This is a genomic window from Alloalcanivorax venustensis (assembly GCF_047495515.1).
GTDB lineage: Bacteria > Pseudomonadota > Gammaproteobacteria > Pseudomonadales > Alcanivoracaceae > Alloalcanivorax > Alloalcanivorax venustensis.
The window spans coordinates 1,750,216-1,776,469 of the sequence record NZ_CP179934.1 but is presented as its reverse complement, the minus strand read 5'-3'; the positions used below and the strand labels follow the sequence as shown (position 1 = coordinate 1,776,469).

General features: G+C 64.0%; 24 protein-coding genes. 10 read left to right on the top strand and 14 right to left on the bottom strand.

Annotation, left to right across the window (positions count from 1 at the left end; all coding sequences use genetic code 11):
- Positions 1 to 181 precede the first annotated feature (181 nt).
- From ACMG4O_RS08450 to ACMG4O_RS08430, 5 genes are all read right to left on the bottom strand, one after another.
- Entirely contained in the window at positions 182 to 964 is a 783-nt protein-coding gene (locus ACMG4O_RS08450; protein WP_142950077.1) for an SDR family NAD(P)-dependent oxidoreductase, read from the bottom strand.
- Between the two features lie 17 nt (positions 965 to 981).
- Positions 982 to 1,746 (bottom strand): SDR family oxidoreductase, encoded by a 765-nt coding sequence (locus ACMG4O_RS08445; protein ID WP_067611198.1) that lies wholly within the window; start codon positions 1,744 to 1,746, stop codon positions 982 to 984.
- A gap of 119 nt (positions 1,747 to 1,865) precedes the next feature.
- On the bottom strand, positions 1,866 to 2,897 hold the full coding sequence (locus ACMG4O_RS08440; RefSeq protein ID WP_370203128.1) for a phosphotransferase: 1,032 nt from the start codon (positions 2,895 to 2,897) through the stop codon (positions 1,866 to 1,868).
- A 134-nt stretch (positions 2,898 to 3,031) separates the two neighbouring features.
- A complete protein-coding gene (locus tag ACMG4O_RS08435; RefSeq protein WP_142950075.1) occupies positions 3,032 to 4,240 on the bottom strand; it encodes an acyl-CoA dehydrogenase family protein in 1,209 nt (402 codons plus the stop codon).
- A gap of 54 nt (positions 4,241 to 4,294) precedes the next feature.
- A complete protein-coding gene (locus ACMG4O_RS08430) occupies positions 4,295 to 4,972 on the bottom strand; it encodes a histidine phosphatase family protein (RefSeq protein WP_194856377.1) in 678 nt (225 codons plus the stop codon).
- 182 nt (positions 4,973 to 5,154) lie between these two features.
- Here ACMG4O_RS08430 and ACMG4O_RS08425 point away from each other — a divergent pair, with 182 nt between their 5' ends.
- Positions 5,155 to 5,928, top strand: coding sequence for an enoyl-CoA hydratase/isomerase family protein (locus tag ACMG4O_RS08425; protein ID WP_414433572.1), 774 nt, complete (start codon positions 5,155 to 5,157; stop codon positions 5,926 to 5,928).
- A gap of 6 nt (positions 5,929 to 5,934) precedes the next feature.
- Here ACMG4O_RS08425 and ACMG4O_RS08420 read toward each other — a convergent pair whose 3' ends face one another.
- A complete protein-coding gene (locus ACMG4O_RS08420) occupies positions 5,935 to 6,582 on the bottom strand; it encodes a TetR/AcrR family transcriptional regulator (RefSeq protein WP_414433571.1) in 648 nt (215 codons plus the stop codon).
- A gap of 262 nt (positions 6,583 to 6,844) precedes the next feature.
- On the opposite strand from ACMG4O_RS08420, the gene ACMG4O_RS08415 reads away from it, so the two are divergent.
- Genes ACMG4O_RS08415 through ACMG4O_RS08395 form a run of 5 tightly spaced genes read left to right on the top strand, consistent with a single transcriptional unit; the run spans position 6,845 to position 11,790 of the window.
- Positions 6,845 to 8,029 carry an acyl-CoA dehydrogenase family protein gene (locus ACMG4O_RS08415; RefSeq protein ID WP_414433570.1) on the top strand — a complete coding sequence of 395 codons (1,185 nt, stop codon included), beginning with the start codon at positions 6,845 to 6,847 and terminating at the stop codon, positions 8,027 to 8,029.
- A gap of 13 nt (positions 8,030 to 8,042) precedes the next feature.
- Positions 8,043 to 9,140, top strand: coding sequence for an acyl-CoA dehydrogenase family protein (locus tag ACMG4O_RS08410; RefSeq protein WP_414433569.1), 1,098 nt, complete (start codon positions 8,043 to 8,045; stop codon positions 9,138 to 9,140).
- 15 nt (positions 9,141 to 9,155) lie between these two features.
- Positions 9,156 to 9,623 (top strand): MaoC family dehydratase, encoded by a 468-nt coding sequence (locus ACMG4O_RS08405; protein ID WP_194856374.1) that lies wholly within the window; start codon positions 9,156 to 9,158, stop codon positions 9,621 to 9,623.
- Between the two features lie 32 nt (positions 9,624 to 9,655).
- Positions 9,656 to 10,576 carry an SDR family oxidoreductase gene (locus ACMG4O_RS08400; protein WP_414433568.1) on the top strand — a complete coding sequence of 307 codons (921 nt, stop codon included), beginning with the start codon at positions 9,656 to 9,658 and terminating at the stop codon, positions 10,574 to 10,576.
- An 11-nt stretch (positions 10,577 to 10,587) separates the two neighbouring features.
- On the top strand, positions 10,588 to 11,790 hold the full coding sequence (locus ACMG4O_RS08395; protein WP_142950069.1) for an acetyl-CoA C-acyltransferase: 1,203 nt from the start codon (positions 10,588 to 10,590) through the stop codon (positions 11,788 to 11,790).
- A gap of 81 nt (positions 11,791 to 11,871) precedes the next feature.
- Here the strand turns inward: ACMG4O_RS08395 and ACMG4O_RS08390 are convergent, their stop codons facing one another.
- The 6 genes from ACMG4O_RS08390 to ACMG4O_RS08365 all read right to left on the bottom strand — a co-directional run bounded on the left by ACMG4O_RS08390 (position 11,872) and on the right by ACMG4O_RS08365 (position 18,370).
- Positions 11,872 to 13,095 (bottom strand): branched-chain amino acid ABC transporter substrate-binding protein, encoded by a 1,224-nt coding sequence (locus tag ACMG4O_RS08390; protein ID WP_414433567.1) that lies wholly within the window; start codon positions 13,093 to 13,095, stop codon positions 11,872 to 11,874.
- Positions 13,096 to 13,436: 341 nt separating this feature from the next.
- The gene (locus ACMG4O_RS08385) at positions 13,437 to 14,135 is read right to left on the bottom strand and encodes an ABC transporter ATP-binding protein (RefSeq protein WP_228548094.1); all 699 of its coding nucleotides are present in this window, start codon (positions 14,133 to 14,135) and stop codon (positions 13,437 to 13,439) included.
- Entirely contained in the window at positions 14,132 to 14,878 is a 747-nt protein-coding gene (locus ACMG4O_RS08380) for an ABC transporter ATP-binding protein (RefSeq protein ID WP_142950067.1), read from the bottom strand. Before ACMG4O_RS08380 ends, ACMG4O_RS08385 begins: the two co-directional genes overlap by 4 nt.
- Positions 14,875 to 16,140 (bottom strand): branched-chain amino acid ABC transporter permease, encoded by a 1,266-nt coding sequence (locus ACMG4O_RS08375; protein WP_414433566.1) that lies wholly within the window; start codon positions 16,138 to 16,140, stop codon positions 14,875 to 14,877. The genes ACMG4O_RS08380 and ACMG4O_RS08375 overlap by 4 nt, the downstream gene beginning before the upstream one ends.
- Complete coding sequence (locus ACMG4O_RS08370) at positions 16,137 to 17,078, bottom strand: branched-chain amino acid ABC transporter permease (protein ID WP_142950066.1); 942 nt, start codon at positions 17,076 to 17,078, stop codon at positions 16,137 to 16,139. The genes ACMG4O_RS08375 and ACMG4O_RS08370 overlap by 4 nt, the downstream gene beginning before the upstream one ends.
- A 74-nt stretch (positions 17,079 to 17,152) precedes the next feature.
- Positions 17,153 to 18,370 (bottom strand): branched-chain amino acid ABC transporter substrate-binding protein, encoded by a 1,218-nt coding sequence (locus ACMG4O_RS08365; RefSeq protein WP_414433565.1) that lies wholly within the window; start codon positions 18,368 to 18,370, stop codon positions 17,153 to 17,155.
- A 671-nt stretch (positions 18,371 to 19,041) separates the two neighbouring features.
- On the opposite strand from ACMG4O_RS08365, the gene ACMG4O_RS08360 reads away from it, so the two are divergent.
- Entirely contained in the window at positions 19,042 to 20,673 is a 1,632-nt protein-coding gene (locus ACMG4O_RS08360) for a long-chain fatty acid--CoA ligase (RefSeq protein WP_414433564.1), read from the top strand.
- Entirely contained in the window at positions 20,670 to 21,632 is a 963-nt protein-coding gene (locus tag ACMG4O_RS08355) for an alpha/beta fold hydrolase (RefSeq protein ID WP_142950064.1), read from the top strand. The genes ACMG4O_RS08360 and ACMG4O_RS08355 overlap by 4 nt, the downstream gene beginning before the upstream one ends.
- A gap of 6 nt (positions 21,633 to 21,638) precedes the next feature.
- Here ACMG4O_RS08355 and ACMG4O_RS08350 read toward each other — a convergent pair whose 3' ends face one another.
- Together ACMG4O_RS08350 and ACMG4O_RS08345 are read right to left on the bottom strand one after the other, a co-directional pair.
- The gene (locus ACMG4O_RS08350) at positions 21,639 to 22,601 is read right to left on the bottom strand and encodes an OmpA family protein (protein WP_414433563.1); all 963 of its coding nucleotides are present in this window, start codon (positions 22,599 to 22,601) and stop codon (positions 21,639 to 21,641) included.
- A 10-nt stretch (positions 22,602 to 22,611) separates the two neighbouring features.
- Positions 22,612 to 23,886: a hypothetical protein gene (locus ACMG4O_RS08345; protein ID WP_414433562.1), complete on the bottom strand. Its 1,275-nt coding sequence runs from the start codon at positions 23,884 to 23,886 to the stop codon at positions 22,612 to 22,614.
- 154 nt (positions 23,887 to 24,040) lie between these two features.
- On the opposite strand from ACMG4O_RS08345, the gene ACMG4O_RS08340 reads away from it, so the two are divergent.
- Complete coding sequence (locus ACMG4O_RS08340) at positions 24,041 to 25,069, top strand: sodium:calcium antiporter (RefSeq protein ID WP_142950061.1); 1,029 nt, start codon at positions 24,041 to 24,043, stop codon at positions 25,067 to 25,069.
- A gap of 50 nt (positions 25,070 to 25,119) precedes the next feature.
- The gene (locus tag ACMG4O_RS08335; protein WP_142950060.1) at positions 25,120 to 26,082 is read left to right on the top strand and encodes a formate/nitrite transporter family protein; all 963 of its coding nucleotides are present in this window, start codon (positions 25,120 to 25,122) and stop codon (positions 26,080 to 26,082) included.
- Positions 26,083 to 26,254: the final 172 nt, after the last annotated feature.

Below are 26,254 nucleotides of genomic sequence, written 5' to 3'. Positions count from 1 at the left end.
TTAAACTGCGCACCCTGTGGGAACTTGCCTTGTGGGAGCGGGCCCAGCCCGCGAAAGGGAGCGAAGCTCCCGGCAGGATGCCAGAGAGATGTCTGACGGCAGCACCATCAGCGTCTCTGGGATCCTGCCGGCCGGCAAAGCCGGCCTTTCGCTTGCAAGCAAGCTCCTACAAGGGGTTGTCTTAAAAGGCCGAGACGCCGCCGTCGACCGCGATGGCCTGGCCGTTCATGTAGGTGTTGGCCGGTGACAGCAGCATCAGCATAACGGCGACGATCTCTTCCGGTTCGCCGATGCGTTTCATCGGGCTGCCGGCGGCCATCATCGCCAGGGTCTGCTCGGCTTCGCCGCCGCTGGCCAGCCCTTCACCGCCTTCCAGCATGGGCGTGCGGGTGTAGTACGGGCAGATGGCGTTGACGCGGATGTTTTTGCGGCCGCTTTCCACGGCGGCGGTGCGGGTGAGGCCGATCACCGCGTGCTTGGAGGCGGCGTAGGCGCCGATCTTGGGCCCGCCGCCGATGCCGGCCATGGAGCTGGTGTTGACGATGGCACCGCCACCGCTGGCTTTCATGGCCGGGATCTGATGCTTCATGCCGAACATCACGCCTTTGACGTTGACGTTCATCTGCTGATCCAGCAGCTCGCCGGTGAGCTCGTGGATGGGAATGAAGCCGTGGGCGATGCCGGCGTTGTTCACCGCCATGTCGAGACGGCCGAACTGTTCCACGGCGGTGTCCACCATGGCTTTGCAGTCCGCCTCGGAGGAGACGTCGCAGCGGCGCGCCAGGGCGGTGACGCCCTGCCCTTCCAGGTCGGCGGCCAGCTTGTCCAGGGCGTCCATGTTGATGTCGCCCAGCACCAGCCGCGCACCGCGTTTGCCGAGCTCGGCGGCGAGCAGCTTGCCGAAGCCGCTGGCGGCGCCGGTGATCAGGGCCACCTTGCCGGTGAAATCCAGCATCGGATCCATAACAACCTCCAGGCGGTTTAGATGGTGAAACCACCGTCGACGACGACACACTCACCGGTGACGTAGCTGGACGCGTCGGACACCAGGTAGAGCACGGTGCCGGCCATTTCCTTGGGTTCCGCGTGGCGGTGCATGGGAATCTGGGCGATGGCGCTTTTGTAGATTTCTTCCTGCTGGAACAGCGCGCCGGCGAACTTGGTCTTGGTGAGGCCGGGCAGCAGCGCGTTGACGCGCACGTTGAACTCGGCGCACTCCATGGCGAAGGATTTGGTCATGCTGATCACCGCCGCCTTGGAGATCGAGTAGATGCCCTGCATGTTGCCGGGAGACAGGCCGTTGATGGAGGCGGTGTTGACGATGGCGCCGCCACCGTTTTCCTTCATCAGTTTGGCGCCTTCCACGGACATGTAGAAGTAGCCGCGCAGGTTCACGTCCACGGTCTTGTCGAACGCGGAGACCGGGGTATCCAGGATGTGCCCGAAGTACGGGTTGGCGGCGGCGTTGTTGACCAGGATGTCGAGCTTGCCGTGGGTGTCCTTGATGTGGCCGAACACCGCTTCGATCTGCGCCATTTCACCGATGTGGCAGGCGAAGGCTTCGGCGGAACCGCCGTCGGCCTTGATGGCGTCGGCGACGGTCTGGCAGTCGTCGATTTTGCGGCTGGAGACGATCACGTGGGCGCCCTGCTCGGCGAGCAGCTTGGCGATTTCTTCGCCGATGCCACGGCTGGCGCCGGTGACCAGGGCGATCTTTCCGTTCAGATCAAACAATTTCGTGCTCATTCTTTCTCTCCCGAAAAATTCAGCGGCCGGTGGCCGCGATGCAGGATTCAGGAGGCAAGATACAGGCGATGGCACGGTGCCAGCCCTTCATCCTGTATCTTGCATCCTGTACCGATGTTTTAGGCGCCTTCGCGGACGATCTGCATGGCCATTTGCGCCAGGGGTTCGACCACCTGGCCCACGGCGGCGGCTTTTTTGCTGGAGGCGTTGCCGTCCTGGGCGCGCTTGGCGACACCCTGGGCGATGGCCGCCAGGCGGAAAAAACTGAACGCCAGATAGAATTCCCAGTGGTCGATATGATCGATGCCACGGCGTTGGCAATAGGCTTGGACGTATTCCTGCTCGGTGGGAATGCCCAGTGATTTGCGGTCCTTGCCCTGCAGGCCGGACAGGTTGCCGCCCTCCTGGGGCATGCGCAGCTGCATGCACTGATAGGCGAGATCCGCGAGCGGGTGACCGAGGGTGGACAGCTCCCAGTCGAGCACCGCGATCACGCGGGGTTCGGTGGGGTGCCACATCATGTTGTCGAGGCGGTAGTCGCCGTGCACCAGGGACACCTGGCCGTCGTCGGCGGGCTGGTTGTTCTCCAGCCACGCCATCAGATCTTCCATGGCCTGGATGTGGTTGATCTCGGAGGCGCGGTACTGCTTGGACCAGCGGCCCATCTGACGCTCGAAGTAGTTACCCGGCTTGCCGTAATCGGCGAGGCCCACCGCGTCCACGTCCACGCCGTGCAGCGCCGCCAGCACCCGGTTCATCTCATCGTACATGGCGGTGCGCTGGGCGTTGTCCACTTCCGGAATCGCCGCGTCCCAGAAAATCCGGCCCTGGCAAAATTCCATGATGTAGAACATGGAGCCGACCACGTCGCGGTCCTCGCACAGGTGGTACATGCGCGGCACTGGCACGTCGGTGTTCTGGAGGGCATTCATGACCCGGAATTCCCGGTCCACGGCGTGGGCGGACTTGAGCAGCTTGCCCGGCGGCTGACGGCGCAGCACGTACTCGCCGGAGGCGGCCTTGATGTGGAAGGTGGGGTTGGACTGACCGCCTTCGAATTTATCGGCGGTGATCGGGCCTTTGAAGCCGGCGACGTTCGCTTCCAGATAGGCCGCGAGGCGCTCGGTATCCAGGGTATCCACCTGGGACATGTCTACCTCCTTAAAAATTGACGACGCTCAAAAGCGACAAAGCAGCCATGGCCGTTGGGGCCACCCCCAAAAACCATGGCTGCGCTCGGTCAACTGTTAACTGTTAACTCTTCACCGTTAACTATTAACTGTCTTCACTCGTATTTCTTGGCCAGGTTACGACCCAGCTGCATCATATGCACCTGATCCGGCCCGTCCGCCAAGCGCAGGGTGCGGGCGTAGGCGAAGAAGCCGGCCAGCGGGGTGTCCTGGCTGAGGCCCACGGCGCCGTGGATCTGCATGGCGCGGTCGACCACGTTGAGTGCCATATTGGGCGCCACGATCTTGATCATGGCAATCAGTTCCTTGGCTTCCTTGTTGCCGTAGCGGTCCATGGTGTCGGCCGCTTTCAGGGTCATCAGCCGGGCCTGCTCGATTTCACAGGCGCTCTTGGCGATGTCTTCGCGGCAGGAGCCGTGCTTGATCATCGGCTGGCCGAACACCACGCGCTCGTTGGCACGCTTGCACATCAGCTCGAGGGCGCGCTGGGCGGCGCCGATCAGACGCATGCAGTGGTGAATGCGGCCGGGACCGAGGCGACCCTGGGCGATTTCAAAGCCGCGGCCCTCGCCGAGGATGATGTTTTCCTTGGGCACGCGCACGTTTTCGAAGATCACTTCGGCGTGGCCTTCCGGCGCGTCCACGGAGCCGAGCACCATCATCGGACGTTTGACGTTAACACCCGGGGTGTTCATCGGCACCAGAATCTGCGACTGCTGCTGGTGGCGGTTGGGGTTGTCCGGGTCGGTCTTGCCCATCACGATCATGATTTCGCAGGATTCGCGCATCGCGCCGCTGATGTAGAACTTGCGGCCGTTGATGACGTAATCGTCGCCGTCACGGGTGATGGAGGTTTCGATGTTGGTGGCGTCGGAGGACGCCACTTCCGGCTCGGTCATCGCGAACGCGGAGCGGATCTTGCCTTCCATCAGCGGCTCGAGCCATTGCTTCTTCTGGGCTTCGTTGCCGTACTTGGCGAGCACTTCCATGTTGCCGGTGTCCGGCGCGGAGCAGTTGAAGCACTCGGAGGCGATGTGGTGGCGGCCCATCTGTTCCGCCAGCGAGGCGTATTCCAGGTTGGTCAGGCCCGGGCTCAGCTCGCCGTGTTCCTTGGGCAGGAACAGGTTCCACAGGCCCTTGGCTTTCGCCTTGGCTTTGAGCTCGTCCAGGATCGGCGGCGTCTTCCAGGGGTTCTGCTCGAGCTGCTCGTGGTAGGTGTGCTCGGCGGGCACCACTTCGTTATCGATGAAGGTGCGTACCTGGTTGATCAGGTCCTGGGTCTTTTCCGAATGTTCGAAATCCATGTTGCTCTCCTCTTGAATAAGGCGGCCGTTATGACCCGGCCTCTTTGATCCGTTCTAGCTGTAAGTAATGGCGTCGCCGCGGTCTTCCCGGTCCAAATGCGGAACCTGGTTAAAAATGGAAAGGCGATACACGTTCTTGTTGAAGAAACCCTGGGTTACCCCGGTGTTGCGAATCTGCAGGTTGAGCTCCACCACGGTGTCGTCGGCGGTGTTGAGCATGTGCCGCATCCACATGGCGATGGCGCCGCCGGAGCTGACCACCAGCACCCGGTCGCGGTCGGCGTACTGTTCCTGGATGTGCGCCATGGCGCCGGCCACCCGGTCGCAGAAACCCTGCCAGCTTTCCGGCAGGTTGCCCTCCAGACGGCCGGCCTGCCAGCGCTGCATGGCTTTTTTCAGCACCCGGTAGAAGGCGGCCATAGAGGCGCCCTCCGGCGGCACTTCCTCGGGGTGGGCGCTCAGGTAGGCGTCGACAATGGAGTGGAAATCGAATTCGTTGAGCCCGGGCTGCAGGTCGGCGGCCAGACTGCTGCCGAGCCCCTCCTGGATGCCCTCGCCGGTTTCCACGTGGCGCACCAGGTCGCCGGTGACCAGCGCGTCGAAGGTCTCGCCACGGGCACGGTAATACTCGCCAAGCCAGCGTGCCTGCTGATGTCCCAGCTGGGAGAGCTTGTCGTAGTTGGCGGCGCCGAAGGACGCCTGGCCGTGACGGATAAGGTGGAACTGGGCCATGGTGTCGCCTGTGTGAGTTGCAATGAAGACAGCCTAGAACAGCCCGCTTAGTTAGTGAAATTGATATTTTGAATCCTGCCGAATAAATGCGGTGCATAGATCAGCGGTGGCCGTGGCGCTTGCTTTGCGAAATGGAATTCCGATATTTTGACTGGCTATTTGGCGAGAGACGGGAGAAGACCATGAGCGCCCTGGCACTGCAAAGCGGCTATGTCCGCGTTACCGAGCACGGCAAATTACTGGAAGTGACCCTGGACCGGGCCGACAAGCTCAACGCCCTGAGCGGCGAGATGTACCGGGATATCAGCCGCGCGGTGGACCACTACCGGGACCGGGACGACCTCACCGCCCTGCTGCTGGACGCCGAGGGCCGCGCCTTCACCGCCGGCAACGACATCGGCGACTTCCTGAACGCCGACCCGGCGTCGCGCAAGGACGGCAAGCAGAGCCCGGCGATGGATCTGGTGCACCGGCTGATCGAGCTGGACAAGCCGGTGATCGCGGCGGTGCACGGCAACGCCACCGGCATCGGCACCACCCTGCTGCTGCACTGCGATCTGGTGATCGCCGCGGACAGCGCCCGTTTCTATACCGCCTTCATCAACCTGGGCCTGGTGCCGGAAGCCGGCTCCAGCCTGATTCTGCCGGCCCTGCTGGGGCGCCAGAACGCCAACCGCCTGCTGCTCGCCGGCGACACCCTGACCGCCGACGAGGCGGAACGCATGGGTCTGGTGGCCTACCGGTGCGGCGACGACGAGCTGCGCGACAAGGCGCTGGAGCTGGGGGCGAAACTGGCCGCCAAGCCGCCGCAGGCGCTGCAGTACACCAAGCAGCTGACCCGCCACGGCGCCGACGCCATTCGCGAGCAGATCAAGAAGGAATCGGTGCTGTTCGCCGAGCGCATGTTCAGCGACGAAACCCGCGCTATCTTCGACAAGTTCCTCAATAAAAAATAGCGGCGGTCAGGCGACCAGCCCGCGCAGGGCGACAGTGACGACGCCGCCGACCAGCCGTTCGCGGCTGCCGGGGGCGTCGTCGTAGCGGGGGTGGTACCAGTTGATCACCGAGTTGAGCGCGCCGAGCACCGGCTTGATGGCGATGCGCGGTTCGGTGGCGTCCAGGTCGCCCTCGTCGATGCCCTGGTTGAGCACCTTTAAAAACACCTGCTCGTAGCGGCGGCGCCGGTCCTGCAGCTGCATCAGCCGCTGGCGCTGGGCTTCGGTGGTGCTCACCCGCAGGTGCATCTGCACGCCCTCCACCACGGCGCGCTGGTAGTGCTGGGTCTCGATCAGGGTTTCCACGTGACGGCGGGCCATGCCGTGCAGCCGTTCCAGGGCCGGCGCGCGGCGCCGCACTTCCGGGTCCACCGCCTGCACCAGGGCGTCCATGGCGCGCTGGTGGATCTCGAAGAACAGGTCCGATTTGGAATCGAAGTAGTGATAGACCATGCCCTTGGTGGCACCCAGCCGGCGGGCGATGTCGTCGATGCTGGTGGCCTTGAAGCCGTGCTCCATAAAGCAGCGCGCCGAGGCGTCCAGGATGGTGTCCCTGGGGCTGTGCTCCAGGTCGGCGGAAAGGGGGGCCATGGTCGGTGCCGCGGAAACAGACATGAAATCATCCTGACGAATTTTCCCGAAAGCACAATAGTGCCACTTATTTCACAGTGGACCATTGACCCTTTTCACCGCCGCGCTGGTCACTGATGACACAACTGCCGCTAACCATGCCGTTTTTGACCCTGGACGCCCCGCAGCCGGGCCAACATACTTCGGTCACACTCAAATAAATGAAAAGCAATTTCATAACAGCTTCCCAAGCGCCCCGCCGCCCCCGGCGGCCGGCCGCCGAGGGAGGCGCTCGAGGAGGAGAGCGATGTCGGATCTCGAACAGTTCCGCGCGGAAACCCGGGCCTGGCTGGAGGCGAACTGCCCCGAGGAAATGCGCCAGCCCCTGAAGAGCCAGGCGGACCACTGCTGGGGCGGCCGTAAATGGCAGTTCCAGTCGGAAGCGCAGAAAGTGTGGATGGAGCGCATGGCCGACAAGGGCTGGACCGCGCCGCAGTGGCCCAAGGAATACGGCGGCGGCGGCCTGAGCCCGGAAGAGGCGGAAGTGCTGGCCGAAGAAATGAAGCGCATCAACGCGCGCACGCCGGTGAGCAACTTCGGTTTCTGGATGCTGGGCCCGGCGCTGCTGAAATTCGGCAGCGAGGAACTCAAGCGCCAGCACCTGCCGCCGATCTGCCGGGGCGAGATCCGCTGGTGCCAGGGTTACTCCGAGCCCAACGCCGGCTCCGACCTGGCCAGCCTGCAGACCCGCGCCGAGGACAAGGGCGACCATTTCCTGGTTAACGGCCAGAAAATCTGGACCTCCTACGCGGACAAAGCGGACTGGATTTTCTGTCTGGTGCGCACCGACCCCAATGCCAGCAAACACAACGGCATCTCCTTCGCGCTGTTCGATATGGAAAGCGAAGGCGTCAGCACCCGCCCGATCGAGCTGATCTCCGGTGAGTCGCCGTTCTGCGAAACCTTCTTCGACGACGTCAAAGTCGGCAAGGACCAGATCGTCGGTGAACTGAACCGTGGCTGGGACGTGGCCAAGTACCTGCTCACCCATGAGCGCAACAACATCGGCGGCGAACCGCCGGGCTTCCTCAAGGGCCGCGCCCTGGGCCCGCTGGCCGCCGAGCACGTGGGCACCGAGCACGGCAAGCTGGCGGACGGCGCGCTGCGCGCCGACATCGCGCGGCTGGAAATCGACCAGATGGCGTTCCAGGCGCTGGTGGGCAAGATCCGCGAAGAAGCGGAAGCCGGCCAGGGCGTGGGCGCCCAGTCCGCGGTGCTCAAGTACTACGGCACCGAGCTCAACAAGCGCCGCTACGAAGTGATGATGGACGCCCTCGGCGCCGAAGGCCTGGAGTGGGAAAGCGAGCGCACCATGGGCGGTCTGTACGCCCGCGAGTGGCTGCGTTCCAAGGGCAATTCCATCGAAGGCGGCACCTCCGAGGTGATGCTGGGGATTGTTTCCAAACGCCTGCTGGGCCTGCCGGACGCATAAGGAGTCGACGCTGATGAAACTTAACGACGAACAACAGATGTTGCAGGATTCCGTGGCGCGGCTGATGGCCGACAAGGGCCCGGTATCCCACCTGCGCGAACTGCGCGACCGTAACGACGAGAAGGGCTACGACGAGCCGCTGTGGCACGCCATGGTGGAGTCCGGCCTGACCGGCATCCTGGTGCCCGAGGAGCACGGCGGCATCGGCTTCGGCCTGGTGGGCGCCGGCCTGGTGGCCCGTGAGATCGGCCGTAACCTGTCGGTGACCCCGTTCCTGTCCACCGCGGTGTTGGGCGCCACCGCCCTGGCCACCGGCGGCAGCGCCGAGCAGCAGCAGAAGTGGCTGCCGGCGATCGCCGAGGGCAGCGTAATCACCGCCCTGGCGGTGGACGACGGCGCCAAGCACCGTCCGGAAGCGATCAAGACCGAAGCCCAGGCGGCCGGTGACGGCGTCACCCTGAGCGGCGGCAAACTGCTGGTGCTGGACGCCCATGTGGCGGACCTGCTGCTGGTGGCGGCCCGCCAGGGCGAGAGCACCGCGCTGTTCCTGGTGGACCCCAAGGCCGAGGGCGTGAGCATCGAGCGCAACCGCATGGTCGACGACCGCAACGCCGCCCGGGTGACCCTGGATAACGTCGCCGCCGAACCGATGGCGGACGGCGCCGCCGCCCTCGCCGCCGCCCTGCGCGCCGGCCGCGCGGTGCTGGCCGCGGAACTCTCCGGCCTGGCCCGGGAAGCGTTCGAGCGCACCCTGCAGTACCTCAAGGAGCGCAAGCAGTTCGGCCGCCTGATCGGCACCTTCCAGGCGCTGCAGCACCGCGCCGCGCTGCTGATGGGCGAAGTGTCCATGAGCGACGCTCTGGCGATGCAGGCGCTGGACGCCTGCGACCGCAACGCCGACGACGCCGAGGTTCAGGTGCTGGCCGCCAAGGCCAAGGCCGCCCGGGTGGCGCTGCTGGCCGGCCAGGAAGCGGTGCAGATGCACGGCGGCATCGGCATGACCGATGAATTCGACATCGGCTTTTTCCTCAAGCGCGCCCGCGCCGGCGGTGAAACGCTGGGCGACGCCAATTACTGCGCGGACCGTTTCGCTGCTCTGCGCGATTACTGAGAGGGAGATTTTATAATGTCCAATAACAAGCTCAGCGTGGACGAACTGAAAGCCAAGGTGGACCAGGATCTGGGCACGTCCCGCTGGTTCCCGGTGACCCAGGAACGCATCGATCAGTTCGCCGACCTCACCGAGGACCCGCAATGGATTCACATCGATCCGGAGCGGGCCGCCAAGGAAACCCCGTTCGGCGGCACCATCGCCCACGGTTTCCTGAGCCTGTCGCTGCTCTCCGCCATGGCCATGGATGTGGTCCCCGGCGTGCAGGGCACGGTGATGGGCATCAACTACGGCTTCGACAAGGTGCGCTTCCTGAACCCGGTGCGCTCCGGCTCCCAGGTGCGCGGCCACTTCAAGCTGGCCGGCGTGGAGCCGCGTGGCGACAACCAGCTGCTGATCCGTTATGCCATTTCGGTGGAAATCGACGGCGTCGACAAGCCGGCCATCGCCTGTGAATGGCTGAGCCTGATTGTTCTGGGATAAACCGAGCTCGAAGCTCCCCGAAGGAGAAAAGCATGAGTATTAATTTCGAGGGCCGGGTGGCGATCGTCACCGGCGCCGCCAACGGCCTGGGTAAATCCCACGCGCTGTCGCTGGCCAAATTGGGCGCCAAGGTGGTGGTCAATGATTTCGGCGGCGCCCGCGACGGCACCGGCGGTTCCAGCGAAGCGGCGGAGAAAGTGGTCGAGGAGATCAAGGCCGCCGGCGGTGAAGCGATCGCCAACGGCGCCGACGTGTCCAGCGAGGAACAGGTCGGCGCCATGGTCCAGCAGACCCTGGACCAGTGGGGCCGTATCGACATCCTGGTGAACAACGCCGGCATCCTGCGCGACAAGAGCTTCGCCAAGATGGAAATGTCGGACTGGGACAAAGTGGTGGCGGTGCACCTGACCGGCTCCGCGATCTGCACCCGGGCAGTGTGGCCGGTGATGCGCGAGCAGAAGTACGGCCGCGTGATCATGACCACCTCCACTTCCGGCCTGTACGGCAATTTCGGCCAGGCCAACTACGGCGCCGCCAAAATGGGCGTGGCCGGCCTGATGAATACCCTCTGCCTGGAAGGCGAGAAGTACGACATCAAGGTAAACTGTGTGGCGCCCACCGCGGCCACGCGTATGACCGAAGACCTGATGCCCAAGGAAGTGCTGGCCCTGCTGGAGCCGGAAGCGATCACCCCCGCGGTGTTGTTCCTGGCCAGCGACCAGGCCCCCAACCAGCGTATCGTGCTGGCCGGCGCCGGCTGCTACGCCATGGTGCGGCTGATGGAAAGCGACGGCATTTACCTCAACGAGGAAGAGCGCACGCCGGACGCCATCGCGGCTCAGTTCGAGCAACTGGGCGACATGGGCAACGCCCGTGAGATGAGCAACGGCGGCGAGCACGTCACCAAGATTCTGACCAAGGCCGCGCAGGCCAAAGGCATCAAACTTACTTAAAGAGGTTCATCATGAGAGAAGCAGTCATCGTTTCCACCGCCCGTACTCCCATCGGCAAGGCCTACCGGGGCGCGTTCAACGACACCCAGGCCCAGGCGCTCGGCGGTCACGTGATCAAGCACGCCGTGGAGCGCGCCAAGATCGATCCGGAGAGCATCCAGGACGTGATCATGGGCGCCGCCCTGCAGCAGGGCTCCACCAGCGGCAACGTGGCCCGTCAGGCCGCCCTGCGCGGTGGCCTGCCCACCTCCGTGGCCGGCATGACCATTGACCGTCAGTGCGCGTCCGGCCTGATGGCCATCGCCACCGCCGCCAAGGAAATCGTGGTCGACAATATGGACGTGGCGGTCGCCGGCGGCCTGGAGTCCATCTCCCTGGTGCAGAACGACAAGATGAACACCTTCCGCGCCCGTGATCCGTGGCTCAAGGAACACCGTCCGGACATCTACATGAGCATGCTGGAAACCGCTGAAGTGGTCGCCGACCGCTACAACGTGTCCCGCGATGCCCAGGACGAGTACGCGTTCCAGTCGCAGATGCGCACCGCCAAAGCTCAGCAGGAAGGCAAGTTCGACGACGAGATCGTGCCCCTGACCACCAACATGAAGGTGATGAACAAAGAGACCAAGGAAATTTCCGACAAGGAAGTGACCCTGGCCAAGGACGAGGGCAACCGCCCCGAGACCACCCTGGAAGGCCTGCAGAGCCTGAAGCCGGTGTTCAAGGACGGCCTCAACATTCAGGAAGGCAAGTTCATCACCGCCGGTAACGCCTCCCAGCTGTCCGACGGCGCCAGCGCCTGCGTGCTGATGGAAGCCAAGGAAGCCGAGCGTCTCGGCCTGCAGCCCCTGGGCGCCTACCGCGGCATGGCCGTGGCCGGCTGTGACCCGGACGAGATGGGCATCGGCCCGGTGTTCGCGGTGCCGAAGCTGCTCAAGCGTTTCGGCCTGACCATCGACGACATCGGCCTGTGGGAACTGAACGAAGCGTTCGCCAGCCAGTGCCTGTACAGCCGTGACAAGCTGGGCATCGACCCGGACAAGTACAACGTCAACGGCGGCGCGATCTCCATCGGCCACCCGTACGGCATGTCCGGTGCGCGCATGACCGGTCACGCGCTGATCGAAGGCAAGCGCCGCGGCGTCAAGTACGTGGTGGTGACCATGTGCGTGGGCGGTGGCATCGGTGCCGCCGGGCTGTTCGAAGTATTCTGAACCGCCGCCAGGCAGCACGCATAAAAAAGCCCGGCTTCGAGCCGGGCTTTTTTTTGTGCGCCTTATTGTGCGAGCCGGCGATCAGCCCTGCTTCGGACGGCGCATCTTGCAGGTGGTGGGCAGGCTCACGTCGTCGCGGCTGATTTCCGCGATCTTATGGAAGTTGAAATCGGTGCCTTCGGCGCCGTATTCCATATCGTCCTTGAGCACGGAGATGAACAGCGGCAGCTGCATCTGGTGGTCGGACTTGCGCATCACTACTTCACCGGTGGTGGTCTCGATGCTCAGGTCTTCCATGGCGAAGGCGACTTTCACCGGATCGGTGCTGTCCGCTTTCTCGGCGGCGGCGTCGAGCATGTCGAGCATGGTGGTCAGACGCAGCCAGTAGTAGTCCCAGCCGGTGTCTTCGTACATGGCGACCTGCTGCTCGGCCATTTCCGGCTTGTCGAAATCACCGTAGTACTCGTTGACCTGGTAGATACGGTCCACGCCGGCTTCGCCGACCTGGGTGACCACGCCGGCCATGGCGCCGTAGTAGGTCAGGAACGGCATATCCAGGCCGTAATCGGCGGCCGCTTTCACCAGCAGAGTGATGTCCTGGCCCCAGTTACCGGTGATCACGGCGTCCGCTTCGGACGACTGAATCTTGGACACGTAGGGGGTGAAGTCCTTCACCTTGGCGAGCGGATGGAAATCCTGGCCGACGATCTCAATGTCCGGACGTTTTTCCTTGAGCATCTTGGTGGCGGCTTCCGCGACCGCGCGGCCGAAGCTGTAGTCCTGGTTGATCAGGTAGACTTTCTTGATGTCGTCACGGCCTTCGATCCAGCTGGTCATGGCGTTCATCTTCATGTCCACGTGGGCGTCGAAGCGGAAGTGCCAGAACGAACAGCGCTCGTTGGTGAAGGCCGGGTCCACCGCCGCCATGTTCAGGTAGAGCACCTCGTCACCGGGGTTGCGCTGGTTGTGCTTGTTGACCGCGGCGAGCAGCGCGGAACCCACGGAAGAGCCCATGCCCTGAGTCACGTAGCGGATGCCGTCGTCGATCGCCTTCTGCAGCTGCACCAGGCTCTCTTGCGGATTGACCTTGTTGTCGAGGCCGACGATTTCCAGTTTGTCGCCGTTGATGCCGCCGTTCTCGTTGATTTTCTCGGCATGAAATTTGAGATGATCGAGCGCGGATTGCCCGGCGGCGGCCATCGGGCCGGTGAGCGGGTCGATCAGCGCGATGCGAACGGTATCCGCGCTGGCGGTGCCCACCAGCAGGACGGTCGCGGCGACCATCGAAAGCAGGGGTTTCAACATGAAAGCTCTCCTCGTTGTTGTTCTGTCACCGGTATTACCGGCTGTTCGTTGTCATTATTGCCGCGTTAACTGTCGGGCCAGTGTCGGCGGCTGAGTGGTGCTCGGACGTGAAGAACAATTACGCTGTCTTCACTTTTGGTTTTCAGGAAATTTCAGTATGAGCGGACGATGTTTCGACTGTCCAGTCGACATTTGTAACCTCTATAAATATAGGCGCCGCAGCATTTATTAATAATAGTACTAAGGTCGTAATTTTATTATTTTCAACACCGTTGAATGTGCAAAAAAAAGCCCGCCGAAGCGGGCCAGCCCATTGACGATGGAACACAAACAAAATCGAATCAGACTTCCAGCCACTCGCGGCGAATCGCTTCGTCGGCGCGCAGTTCCTGCGGCGTGCCTTCAAACACGATCTGACCGTGGCCCATGACCAGCACGCGGTGGGAAATATCCATGGCGATGGAGAGCTTCTGCTCCACCAGCAGAATGGACACACCGGCTTTGGCGATCTCGGAGATCAGGTCACCGATCTGCTTGACGATCAACGGCGCCAGACCTTCGGTGGGCTCGTCGATCATGATCAGCTCCGGATCCCCCATCAGGGTGCGGCTGATGGTGAGCATCTGCTTTTCACCGCCGGACAGCACGCCCGCCGGGGCGTCCGCGCGCTGCGCCAGGTTGGGGAACATCTCGAGCATCTGCTCGGCGCGCCATTTGCCCGGCTTGCGCGGGTTCTTGACCCCCAGCTCCAGGTTCTGGCGCACCGTCAGGGTCGGGAAGATATCCCGGTTCTCGGGCACGTAGCCCAGGCCCAGACGGGAAATTTTATGGTTGGGCAGACCGGCGATTTCATTGCCGCGGAAGCGGATGGAACCGTGCGGCGGCACTTCCCCCATGATCGATTTCACGGTGGTGGAGCGCCCTACCCCGTTGCGTCCCAACAGCGATACCACCTCGCCTTCCTCGAGCGTGAAATTAACGCCGTGAAGGATGTGGCTTTTGCCGTAATACGCGTTCAGATCCCGGACTTCGAGCATCATGCGGCCTCCTCGCCCAGATACGCCTCTTTGACGCGCGGGTCGTTGCGGATTTCTTCCGGTGTACCGGTGGCGACGATCTTGCCGTACACCAGCACCGAAATGCGGTCGGCCAGTTCGAACACCACGCCCATGTCGTGCTCGACGATCATCAGGGTGCGGCCCTGGGCCACCTGACGGATCAGGCTGATCGCCTGGGCGGTTTCGGTGTTGCTCATGCCGGCGGTGGGTTCGTCGAGAATCACCACCTCGGCGCCACAGGCGATGGTCATGCCGATCTCCAGCGCGCGCTGGCTGGCGTAGGGCAAGGCCCCGGCCGGCACATCACGCAGCGCCTGCAGGCCGATCATCTCCAGCACTTCCTCGGCGCGCTCGTTGGCGGCCTTGATCTTGCTGGCCGGACGCCAGAACACATAGCCGGAGCCGGCGGTCTTGAAGCAGGCGCAGCGCAGGTTCTCGAACACGGAGAGATTGACGAACACGTTGCTGACCTGGAAAGACCGGGACAGGCCGCGCTGCTGAATCTTCTCCGGCGTGAGGCCGTCAATGCGCTCGCCGTTCAGTCGGATCTCGCCGCCAGTGGGGGCGAAGGCGCCGGAGAGCAGATTGAAGAAGGTGGATTTGCCGGCCCCGTTGGGGCCGATCACGGCGTGTATCTCGCCTTTTTCCACTTCCAGGTCGACCCCGCAGATCACCTCGGCGAGGCCGAAGTTCTTGGTCAGGTTTTTAATAGACAAGGCGCTCATGCGTTGTCCTCCCGAAACTTTTTAGTCACGCGCATTACCGCCACACCGGCAGCGAACATGATCAATGCCCAGACCCAGCTCATCACGGATTCGGCAACGAAGTTGAGGCCGAAGAACTGGGCGAACTCGTCGTCGCCGTGGCGCCACTGGAACAGCAGCTCGATCAGCAGAACCAGACCCAGACTGATCAGCACCACCGCCACCGCGCCGGTCAGCCAGCCGGGCAGACGTTTGCCCAGAGTGCCTTCGCGGGCGGCCACGCGGACCTGCTCGATGCCGCCGCCAAGACCGCGCGGGGCGAACATCACGATCGCCAGGAACACCAGACCCACGTAGAGGATCGAGGCTTCGGTGTAATCGCTGAGCATGGAGTTCATCAGCGACACCACGATGGCGCCGACGATCGGGCCGTAGAACACGCCAAGCCCGCCCACGGCGGCCATCAGCAGTGCCAGGCCGGACGGAATCAGACCGAGCGATTCCGGGGTGATGATCTCGTAGTTGACCGCCGCCATGCCGCCGGCGAGACCGCCGAAGGAACCGGAGGCGATAAAGATCATGAAGCGGATGTTGCGCGGCTGGTAACCGATGAACTGCAAGCGGTCCGCGTTATCACGCACGGCGTTGGACATGCGGCCCAACGGCGTGCGGGTGAAGGCCCACATGGCGAACACCGCCAGGAAGGTCCAGAACGCCATGAACCAGTACACGTCGGCGGCCTGGGCCAGCTCGAGACCGAACCACTGCGGGCCGACCATGCGGTTGCCGTAGATGCCGGCTTCACCGCCGAACACGGACGGGAACATCTGGCCGGCGGCGGCCACCATTTCGCCCAGACCCAGGGTGATCATGGCGAAGGCGGTGCCGGCGCGGCGGCAGAACGGCCAACCGATGACCAGCGCCACCAGGCCGCCGGCGATCATACCCACCAGCGGCATGCTGACCACCGGGATGTGCGCCCAGAAGCCTTCGCCGGCGTAGGACGCCTCGTCGATGGCGTTCATGGCGTGCATGGCCGCGTAACTGCCGAGGCCGAAGAACACCGCGTGGCCGAAGGACAGCATGCCCCCCTGGCCGAGCAGCATGTTGTAGGACAGGGCGAACACGATGTTCACGGCGATCACGTTCATCAGCGTGAAGGCGGTGCCGCTATCGAGAACGAAGGGCAGAATCAGGAGCACGGCCGCGCTGATCAACCAGGGCGATAGAGCGCGCCAGGAGAAACGATTCTGCCGCGGTGCGACTGCGGTAATGTCGTTCATGGCTCAAGCTCTCCCATCAGGCCACGGGGGCGGAATATCAGGATCAGCACCAGCAGAATAAACGGCGTCATCGGCGCCAGGCTGGCCAGGGTGATCCCGGTCACCTCACCGTAGGGATCCACGTTCATGCCGAAAGCGTTAAGAATGTCGGCGATGGAGGCGTCGATGGCGACGAAGAACGTCTGGATCAGGCCGATCAGCAGGGAGGCGTAGAAAGCGCCGATCAGCGACCCCATGCCGCCGACCACCACCACCACGAACACGATCGGGCCCAGCGTCACCGCCATGCCCGGCTCGGTGGCCAGCAGCGGGCCGCCGATCACACCGGCGAGACCGGCCAGCGCACAACCGAAACCGAACACGCCCATGAACAGACGCGGCACGTTGTGGCCCAGGTGGCCGACCATGTTGCCGTGGGTCAGCGCGGCGCGGATCATCATGCCGACGCGGGTTTTCTTGAGCAGGAACCAGAGGGCGATAAACATGAACACGGCGATCAGAATCACCACGCCGCGGAAAATCGAATAGTCGGTGCCGAACAGGGTGAACAGCGGCTCGCGCATGTAGTCGGGCTCGCGGTAGGAGACCGCCACGGTACCCCAGATCAACTGCACCAGTTCGTCAATCACATAGGCCAGGCCGAAGGTGAACAGCAGTTCGGCCACGTGGCCGTTTTCGTGGACACGGCGCAGGCCGAATTTTTCCACCATGGCGCCGAGGCCGCCGACCAGAATCGGGGCGAGCAGCAGAGCCGGCCAGAAGCCGATCTCCATGCCCATGGTGTAAGCGAAATAGGCACCCAGCATGTAGAAGCTGGCATGGGCAAAGTTCAACACACCCATCATCGAGAAGATGAGGGTAAGACCACTGGACAGCATGAACAGCAAAAGGCCGTATAAAATACCGTTCAGCGTCGAAAAAATAACAATTTCGAGCATGACGAGGCTCCCGGAACAGCGGCTCGCGCCGCTGTTCCTACTACTTAGTCACTGGAGTTACAGGATGGCGCCGTTTATTTGGGGCGACGCATCCGGCAGGTGGTGGGCAAGCTCACGGCTTCCCGGTCGATGCGAGCCACCTTCTTGAAGTTGTAGTCGGTGCCTTCCGCGCCGTACTCCATGTCGTCCTTCATCACGGAGATGAACATCGGCAGCTGGATCTGGTGATCCTCGGCACGCATGACCACTTCACCGGTGGTGGTTTCCAGCTTCATGCCTTCCATCGCTTTGGCGACATCAACCGGATCGGTGCTCTTGGCCTGGTCGGCGGACTTCTTGAGCATGTCGAGCATGGTGCTCAGACGCAGGTAGTAGAAATCCCACTCTGTCTGTTCGTAGAGCTCGGTCTGACGCTTGGCCATCTCCGGGTCCTCGAACTCGCCGTAGTACTCGTTGATCTGGTAGATGCGGTCCACGCCCTTGTCGCCCAGCTGGGTGACCACGCCGGAGCTGGCGCCGTAGTAGGTGAAGAACGGGGCTTCCAGACCGAACTCGGCGGCCGCTTTCACCAGCAGGGTGATGTCCTGGCCCCAGTTACCGGTGATCACCGCGTCGGCGCCGGAGGACTGGATCTTGGACACGTACGGGGTGAAGTCCTTCACTTTCGCCAGCGGGTGGAAATCGTTACCCACGATCTCGATGTCCGGACGCTTCTCTTTCAGCATTTCCCGGGCCGCTTTGGATACCGCCTGACCGAAGCTGTAGTCCTGGTTGATCAGGTACACCTTCTTGATGTCGTCGTTGGCGGCGATGTGGTCGGTCAACGCGTTCATTTTCATGTCGGCGTTGGCGTCGAAGCGGAAGTGCCAGTAGGAACAACGCTCGTTGGTGAACGCGGGGTCCACGGCGGCGTAGTTCAGATACAGCACTTCTTCGCCGGGGTTGCGCTGGTTGTGCTTCTCAATGGCGGAGATCAACGCGGAGGCCACGGAAGAACCGTTGCCCTGGGTCACGTAGCGGACGCCGTCATCGATCGCCTTCTGCAGCTGCACCAGGCTTTCCTGCGGGTTCACTTTGTTGTCCAGGCCGACGATTTCCAGGTCCTGGCCGTTCAGGCCGCCATTGGCGTTGATGCGCTTGGCTTCGTACTTGAGGTGTTCGAACGCGGGCTGGCCGGCGGCGGCCATGGGCCCGGTAAGGGGATCGATCAGGGCGAGTTTCACTGTCTCGGCGCTGGCGGTACCTACCAGCAGCAGCGAGGCGGCGAGAAAGGTGAAAATGGGTTTCAACATGACGCTCTCCACGGTTGTTGTTTTTCTGCCGACTGCTCGGCATCTCGCTGTCGTACCCGGCAACATTGTCCGGTACGCAACAATCTTTTTTGTTTACTGTGCTTTTTTATGCATGTTCCCGGCGCCGTTTTTCGGTCCCATCAGCGCTCTTCTGGTGAACTACATACTTGGTAGTATGTGCGCACAAAAATATTTCTGTCCAGCCTGCTCATTTAACTTTTTCCGGTCTTCCGCCGCGTTTAGATAGGTCAACAAAGCTATCCTATGTGCGGCTGAAAGCCACTGAATTCAGTGCTTTGAGCATGAACGGAATAAAACCGGCGGACAATCCCCCGCCCCCTATCGCCGCGCCGAGGTCGGGAAAAAAAGCGCGGCGATGGCCGAATACGCCCCGTACACGGTGATTAACGTCCAAAGCGACGAAACAATTTCACACAGTTTGTGCCGCGGCGTGGCCACCGATACGGCCGGCCTCTATTAATTCACGCCTTTTGTTTCCCTTTTCCCGAAAATAATCGTCGCTTTTCCGGTGTTACTGTTACCTCAAGTAACACCGCCACCGGCGCGCCGTTAACGTCGCCTTGACCCCCCTGGTCCCGCCCGGTATGAATTGCACGGCCTTATTTCAAAACAAGCGTTCAAAATAACTATCGCGCTCGGGAGAACTTTAGATGCTGAAAGGGCTGATGATGGAGGCGCCGCTGTCGTTGATCGACGTGCTGGATTACGGCGCCCGCATTCACCGCAAGGCGGAAATCGTATCGGTCACGGTCGAGGGCGGCCTGCACCGCCAGAGCTACGCACAGACCCTGGAGCGGGTGGCACGGCTGGCCCACGGCCTGGTGGCGTTGGGCGTGAAGCCCGGCGACCGGGTCGCCACCCTGGCCTGGAACGGCTACCGCCACCTGGAGCTGTATTACGCCATCGCCGGTATCGGCGCGGTCTGCCATACCATCAACCCGCGCCTGCCGGCGGACCAGATGGCCTATATCGTCAACCACGCGGACGACAGCCTGCTGTTCTTCGACACCACCTTCGCGCCGCTGGTGTCCGGCCTGCGGGACCAGTTCCCGGAACACACCCGCTATGTGGCGATGACCGACCGCGCCCACATGCCCGACGGCCAGGACCTGCTCTGCTACGAGGACCTGCTGGACGGCCAGCCGGACCACTACGACTGGCCGGAACTGGACGAAAACACCGCCTGCGCACTGTGCTACACCTCCGGCACCACCGGCGCCCCCAAGGGCGCGCTCTACTCGCACCGCTCCTGCCTGCTGCAGGCGATGTTCACCATGGTGTGCGCCAGCGGCTCCTTCCCAGTGGGCGACCGGGTGCTGCCGGTGGTGCCCATGTTCCACGTCAACGCCTGGGGGCTGCCCTATATGGCGCCGCTGGCCGGGGCCTCGCTGATCATGCCGGGCCCGGCGCTGGACGGCGACAGCCTGTTCCGGTTGATGGACGAGGAAAGCGTGGACTCCGCCTGGGGCGTGCCCACGGTGTGGCTCGGCCTGCTCGCGGAAATGAAGCGCCACGGGCGCAAGCCGGGCGCGCTCAAGCGCGTGTCGATCGGCGGTTCGGCGGCGCCGCGCAGCATGGTGCGGGCGTTCGAGCAGGACTATCAGGTGGACGTGATGCAGGGCTGGGGGATGACCGAAATGAACCCCACCGGCACCATGAGCACCCTGACCGAAGGCCAGGCGGAGCTTCCCCTGGAAGAGCGCATCGAACTGAAAACCACCCAGGGCCGGCAGCTGTTCGGCGTGCGCATGAAGCTGGTGGACGAGGACGGCAACGAAGTGCCCCAGGACGGCGAGGCGGTGGGCGAGCTGTTGGTCAAGGGCCCCACGGTGATCCGCGCCTACTTCAATAACGACGAGGCGAGCGCCAAGGCGTTCGACAAGGACGGCTGGTTCGCCACCGGCGATATGGCCAAACTGACCCCGGACGGGGTGCTCTACATCGTCGACCGGGCCAAGGACCTGATCAAATCCGGCGGCGAGTGGATCAGCTCCATTGATCTGGAAAACCTGGCCGCCGCCCACCCGGACGTGCAGGAATGCGCGGTGATCGGCGTGCCGCACCCGAAATGGGACGAGCGGCCGCTGCTGATCGTGGTGCCCCACGCCGACGCGGCACGGGACAAGCAGGCGCTGCTCGATCACATGGCCGGCAGCATCGCCAAATGGCAGCTGCCCGACGACGTGATCTACGTGGACGAGCTGCCGCACACCGCCACCGGCAAGGTGTCCAAGCGCCACCTGCGCGAGGACTACATGGACTACCTGGGGAACGCCCAATGACCGAGATTCGAGAACAGAAAGTGCCGGCCAACGGCCTTAATTTCCATGTGCGCAGCGCCGGTGACCCGGCCGACCCGGCGGTGATCCTGCTGCACGGCTTCCCGGAGTGCGGCTATTCCTGGCGCTATCAGATGCCGTTTTTGGCCGCCAAGGGCTTCCATGTGCTGGCGCCGGATCTGCGCGGCTACGGCTTCAGCGACGCGCCCAAGGCGGTGGACGCCTACCGGCAGGACAAGCTGGTGGCGGACGTGATGGGTATTCTCGATGCGTTCGGCGCCGAGCGCGCCGTGGTGATCGGCCACGACTGGGGCTGCGCCCTGGCCTGGCAGGTGGCGCGCAGCGAGCCGGGCCGGGTGCGCGCGGTGGCCGGCCTGTCGGTGCCCTACCCGGGCCTGGGCCCCAAGGCGCCCACCGAACAGATGCGCGCCGCCTTCGGCGAGCGTTTCTTCTATCAGCTCTATTTCCAGCAGCCGGAGGTGCCGGAGCAGGAACTGGAAGCGGACGTGCGCGACTTTCTACGCCGCATGTACCACGCCCTGTCCGGCCCCGGCATGCAGGAAAAATTCCGCGCCGAAAAACCGGTCACCGGCCTGCTCGACATTCTGCAGCCGCCCACCGGCGGCCAGCCGGACTGGATGCGGGAATCGGATCTGGACGTGTACGTGGAACGCTTCCAGCACAGCGGCCTGACCGGACCGATCAACTGGTACCGGGCCATGGACGCGTCCTGGCGGCAGCAGAAAGAGGACGGACGCGAACGCATCCATCCGCCGGCGCTGTTCATCGCCGGTAAGGAAGATCCGGTGATCCAGTTCGCCGGCAAGGCGCTGGAGCGCATGCCGACGATGATGGACGATCTGCGCGAGGTGGTGCTGCTCGACGATCTCGGCCACTGGATCCAGATGGAAGCGCCCGAGGCGGTGAACCAGCACCTGGGCGCCTTTCTCGACTCGCTTTAGCGTCCGTTAGTTGATGCGCCGCATTTCGATGCGGCGGTTACGCTCGCGGCCCTCGTCGGTGGCGTTGCTGTCCACCGGACGGGTGTCGCCGTAACCGCGGGCCTGCAGGCGGCCCGGATCAACACCCAGATCGATCAGGAAATCACGCACCGATTCGGCGCGCCGCTCGGACAGGGCCTGGTTGTACTCGTCGGACCCTTTCGAGTCGGTGTGCCCGGCGATCTCCACCTCGTTGTCGGAGTGCGCCAGCAGGCGTTCCGCCACGCCGCGCAGCACGGTCTTGGCGTTGGGCGTGAGGCGCGCGGAATCGAACTCGAAGTTCACCCCGTGCAGCACTTCCGGCGGCCCCATCGGCACCGGCTTGATCACCACGCGCTCGCGTTCGATGACCCGGGTAGCGCCGTAGTCACCGCCGCCGAACAGCGGGAAGGTCAGGCCCACCAGGGCGCGCACGTCACCGAACGGCTCGTTGTGGCTGCCGTCGTCGGAGAAATCCATCACGTAACGCAGCTCCGCGCGCAGGCCCATGGAGCCCCAGATTTCGCGGAAGTGCAGACCGGCGCCGGCGTTCAGGTAGCCGTTGGTGTCGGTACCGGCGGTGGAATCGGTGTAGACACCGCCGCCGCCCACCAGCAGATAGGGCGACGGCCCTTCCCGGTACATATAGCGCAGCGCGTCGGCGCCCACGCCGTACTGCCAGTGCTGCCCGGAACCCCGGTTGCGCTGCAGGGAGTTACCGAAACCGTTCCACTCCAGATCCCATTTCTCGCTGATCTGACGGCCCAGGCCGAAGCGGATGCCGGCGCCGTAATCGACGTCGAAGCGGTCCGAATCCTCGATCACATAGACGCCCATGGCGGACGCGTTCCAGCCCTGCGGGTCGGTGCGTTCCTCGGCCAGCGCCGGTGCGCAGGCGACGGCGGCGGCCAGCGCGGCGGCGGCGCGGCCCTTATTGATCACGGATACCATCTTTTCCCTCTTATCCCCGTTGACGGTGAAGCCGATGGCGCAGCAAACCGGCCGCCAGAACCAGCACGGCGAGCAGCCCGGCCAGTGCGCCGGCCAAATCAAGCATGGCAGCGTAGAGCGTTTCACTTTCCTGTTCCAGACGCTGCATGGCGTTGCTTATGGCCATTTTTGTAACCCGTCCGTCGGTCTCGTCCTGCAGAATCGAGGCCGGTTGGCGGGACGGATCCACGCGCATCCGCTGCAGTTGCAGGCGGACCGCTTCGATCTGTTCGAACACCAGCGCGCGGGCGTCGTCGTCCTTGATGTCGTCGCGGTGATTGTCCAGCCAGTTGAGGAAGCCGGTCTTGTTGAGCAGGTCGTCGAACAGCTGCGTGACGTCGCCGGCGACCCGGTCGTCCATGCCGGTGGTGTCCAGCGCGCCCAGGTTCACCAGCCAGGCGTCCAGGCGGGGAATGGAGCCGGAACCGCCGGTGCCGTCGGCGCGCCCGGACAGGTTGGTGAGCGCCGCCTTCATGCGCTGCAGGCCCTGGTCGCGGGCGATGCCGCGCAGGGTCTGGATGCCGTCGGCCATCACCGCCAGCGGCGCGCGCAGGTCGGCGAACGAGGCGCTCAGGTTGCTGGCCTGGAAGCGCTCCACCGCCAGGCGGTAGTCGCGCGCCCCGCGCTGCACCTCGTTCATGGCGGCGAGCAGCGCGTTGAGCGCGGGGTCGTCGGTTTCCGGTTTGGGCAGGGTGTCGTCGGCGGCGAACGGCGCGCATTCAGAATCCGCGTTGGGGTCCAGCGGCCGCACGGCGGCGGCGTAAAGGTGCTCGCCGTAATCCGCCAGCAGCGTGACCAGCTCTTCCTCGGCGGCCCGCTCCAGCCAGGTGACCGGATCGGTGCCGGCCGGGTAGGCGTTGCGCCAGCCCAGCAAGGCGTCATTGATCGCCAGCTCGGTCTGGTACAGCCGCGACAGGCAATACATCTGCACCCGGTGCACGGCCAGCTCATCCACCGGCTCGGTTTTGAACAGGCGCTCGCGGATATCGGCGTCGAGCTGGCCGCTCTGGTTGGCGAGCCGGTCCACCAGAATCACCGGCACCAGCTCGGCGGCCGGGGTCAGCACCGTGTCGCGGGCCTCCGGGCCGGGGTCCGGCTCCGGTTCCGGCTCCGGCTCGGGGGCCGGATCGCGGGGCTGCTCGGCGATACTATCGCCGTCGTCGCTGCCGGAGGAATTGCAGCCGGAGAGCATCAGCAGGGCACTGAACAGGGCCAGCAGGCCCAGGCGGAAAAAGGATAGAGTCATGGCTTCGCCTTATTTGTGGTACGATGGTACAATTAAAAGACAAAGCATGGTGCCAAAATATTTAGTGCACATCTGTACGTAATCTGTAACCGGTTCGCACCGGCCGGGCACGCTGGGTATCCTTGGCGCTCATTGAGCCGACCGGGAGCCCGCCATCGACACCCTGCAAGCATCCCTGCCCCTGAGCCTGCTGGCGTTCGCCGCCTGCGTGGCGGTGATCGCCACCGCCGGCGTCAGGATCACCGCCGTGGTGGACGAGCTGGCGGACCGCACCCGTGCCGGCGAAGCGCTGGCCGGCGCGGTGTTATTAGGCGCCACCACTTCGCTGTCCGGTAGCGTGCTGTCGGTGACCGCCGCCTGGAAAGGCCATGCCGATCTGGCCCTGAGCAACGCCCTGGGCGGCATCGCGGTGCAGACCGCGTTTCTGGCCGTGGCGGACATCGCCTACCGGCGCGCCAACCTGGAACACGCCGCCGCCTCCGCCGCCAACCTGATGCAGGGCGCCCTGCTGATCACGCTGATGGCGATCATTCTGGTGGGCGCCTTCTCGCCGGCGGTGACGGTGTTCGGCATCCACCCAGCCACGCCGGCGCTGCTGGCGATCTATATGTACGGCCTGCATCTGGTGCAGCGGGTGCGCGACGAACCCATGTGGCGCCCGGCCCGCACCCGGGAGACCCGCGAGGACGTCCCCGAGGAGGACAATCTGCGCCTGTCGCTGACCCGGCTGCTGCTGGTATTCGTGGGCCTGGCCGCCCTGCTCGGCCTGTCCGGCTTCGTGCTGGAAGCCGCCGCCAGCGGCGTCGCCCGGCACACCGGCCTGCAGCAGACCACGGTGGGCCTGCTGCTCACCGCCACCGCCACCTCGCTGCCGGAGCTGGTCACCTCGGTGGCGGCGGTGCGGCGCGGCGCCCTGACCCTGGCGGTGGGCGGCATCATCGGCGGCAACGCCTTCGACACCCTGTTCACCGCCGCCTCGGATATCGCCTACCGGGAAGGCTCCATCTATAAGCAGATGGACGACGGCCTGCTGCTGTGGGTGTCGTTGTCGATCCTGATGACCGGCTTCCTGCTGATGGGCCTGATACGCCGTGAGCAGCACGGCCCCGGCGGCATCGGCTTCGAGAGCCTGGCGGTTCTACTGCTTTACGGCCTGGGGATCGCCTTGGTGCTGGGTGGCTGAGGCCGACAGCCGTTATAGTGTGATTCTTACTTCCCACCAGGAGAGCCCCTTTGGCGCACGACGATCAGGATTCGAGGGATAACGACCAGGACGACACGCCCTGGGAAGAAGCCGTCAAACGGGAGCGCGACGAGGCCCGCGACGACAACGGGGACGAGGACGAAGAAAGCCACGACGAACAGGACCGGCGCCGGGAAGCCGCCCTGCCCTCCAAGGCGGCGGCGGTCCACGAACGTCTGCGCATCAGCGGCGAGAAGGAGCTGGAGCGCGACGCCATGGCGCTGCTGTGGTCGGCGATCGCCGCCGGCATTTCCATGAGCGCCTCGATGGTGGCGCGCGGCCTGCTGCACGCCCATGTGCCGGAAAGCGACGCCGGCTTTCTGATCGAAAGCATGGGCTACACCCTGGGCTTTCTGATCGTGATCCTGGCCCGCCAGCAGCTGTTCACCGAAAACACCGTGACCGCCGTGCTGCCGTTCATGAGCCACCCCACCCGGGGCAACCTGGGCAGTCTGATGCGGCTGTGGGGCGTGGTGTTGGCGGGCAACGTGCTGGGCGCCGGCATCGCCGCCTTCACCTTCCTGCATCTGCCGATGTTCTCGCCGGAAGTGAACGACGCCTTCGTGGCGATCGGCGAAAAAGTGATGGAGAACGACCCCTTCTCGATGTTTTCCAAGAGCATCGTCGCCGGCTGGATGATCGCCACCATGGTGTGGGTGATGCCGTCCGCGGACCAGGCCAAGGCCTGGGTGATTCTGATCATGACCTATGTGGTGGCGATCGGTGAGTTCCCGCACATCATCGTCGGCGCCAGCGAGATTCTGTATCTGGTGTTCGACGGCAAAGTGAGCTGGGGCGACTTCTTCCTGCGCTTCGGCCTGCCCACCCTGGCGGGCAACATTATCGGCGGCACCTTTATTTTCGCGCTGATCAGCCACGCCCAGATCCGCAACGACATGGATGTGCAGCGCGAGGGGCGCCGTGGGGCCTGGGGGTTTAATCGGAAGAAGTGATTGTGGGAGCTTGCCTTGTGGGAGCGGGCCCTGCCCGCGAAAGGCAAGCTTGGCTTGCCGGCGGGATTCCAGAGGCCTCTGGAATCCTGCCGGGGCTTCGCCCCTTTCGCGGGCGAGGCCCGCTCCCACAGGGTTCGAATCTGGTCCGCCCTGACCGCAAATAAAAAAGGGG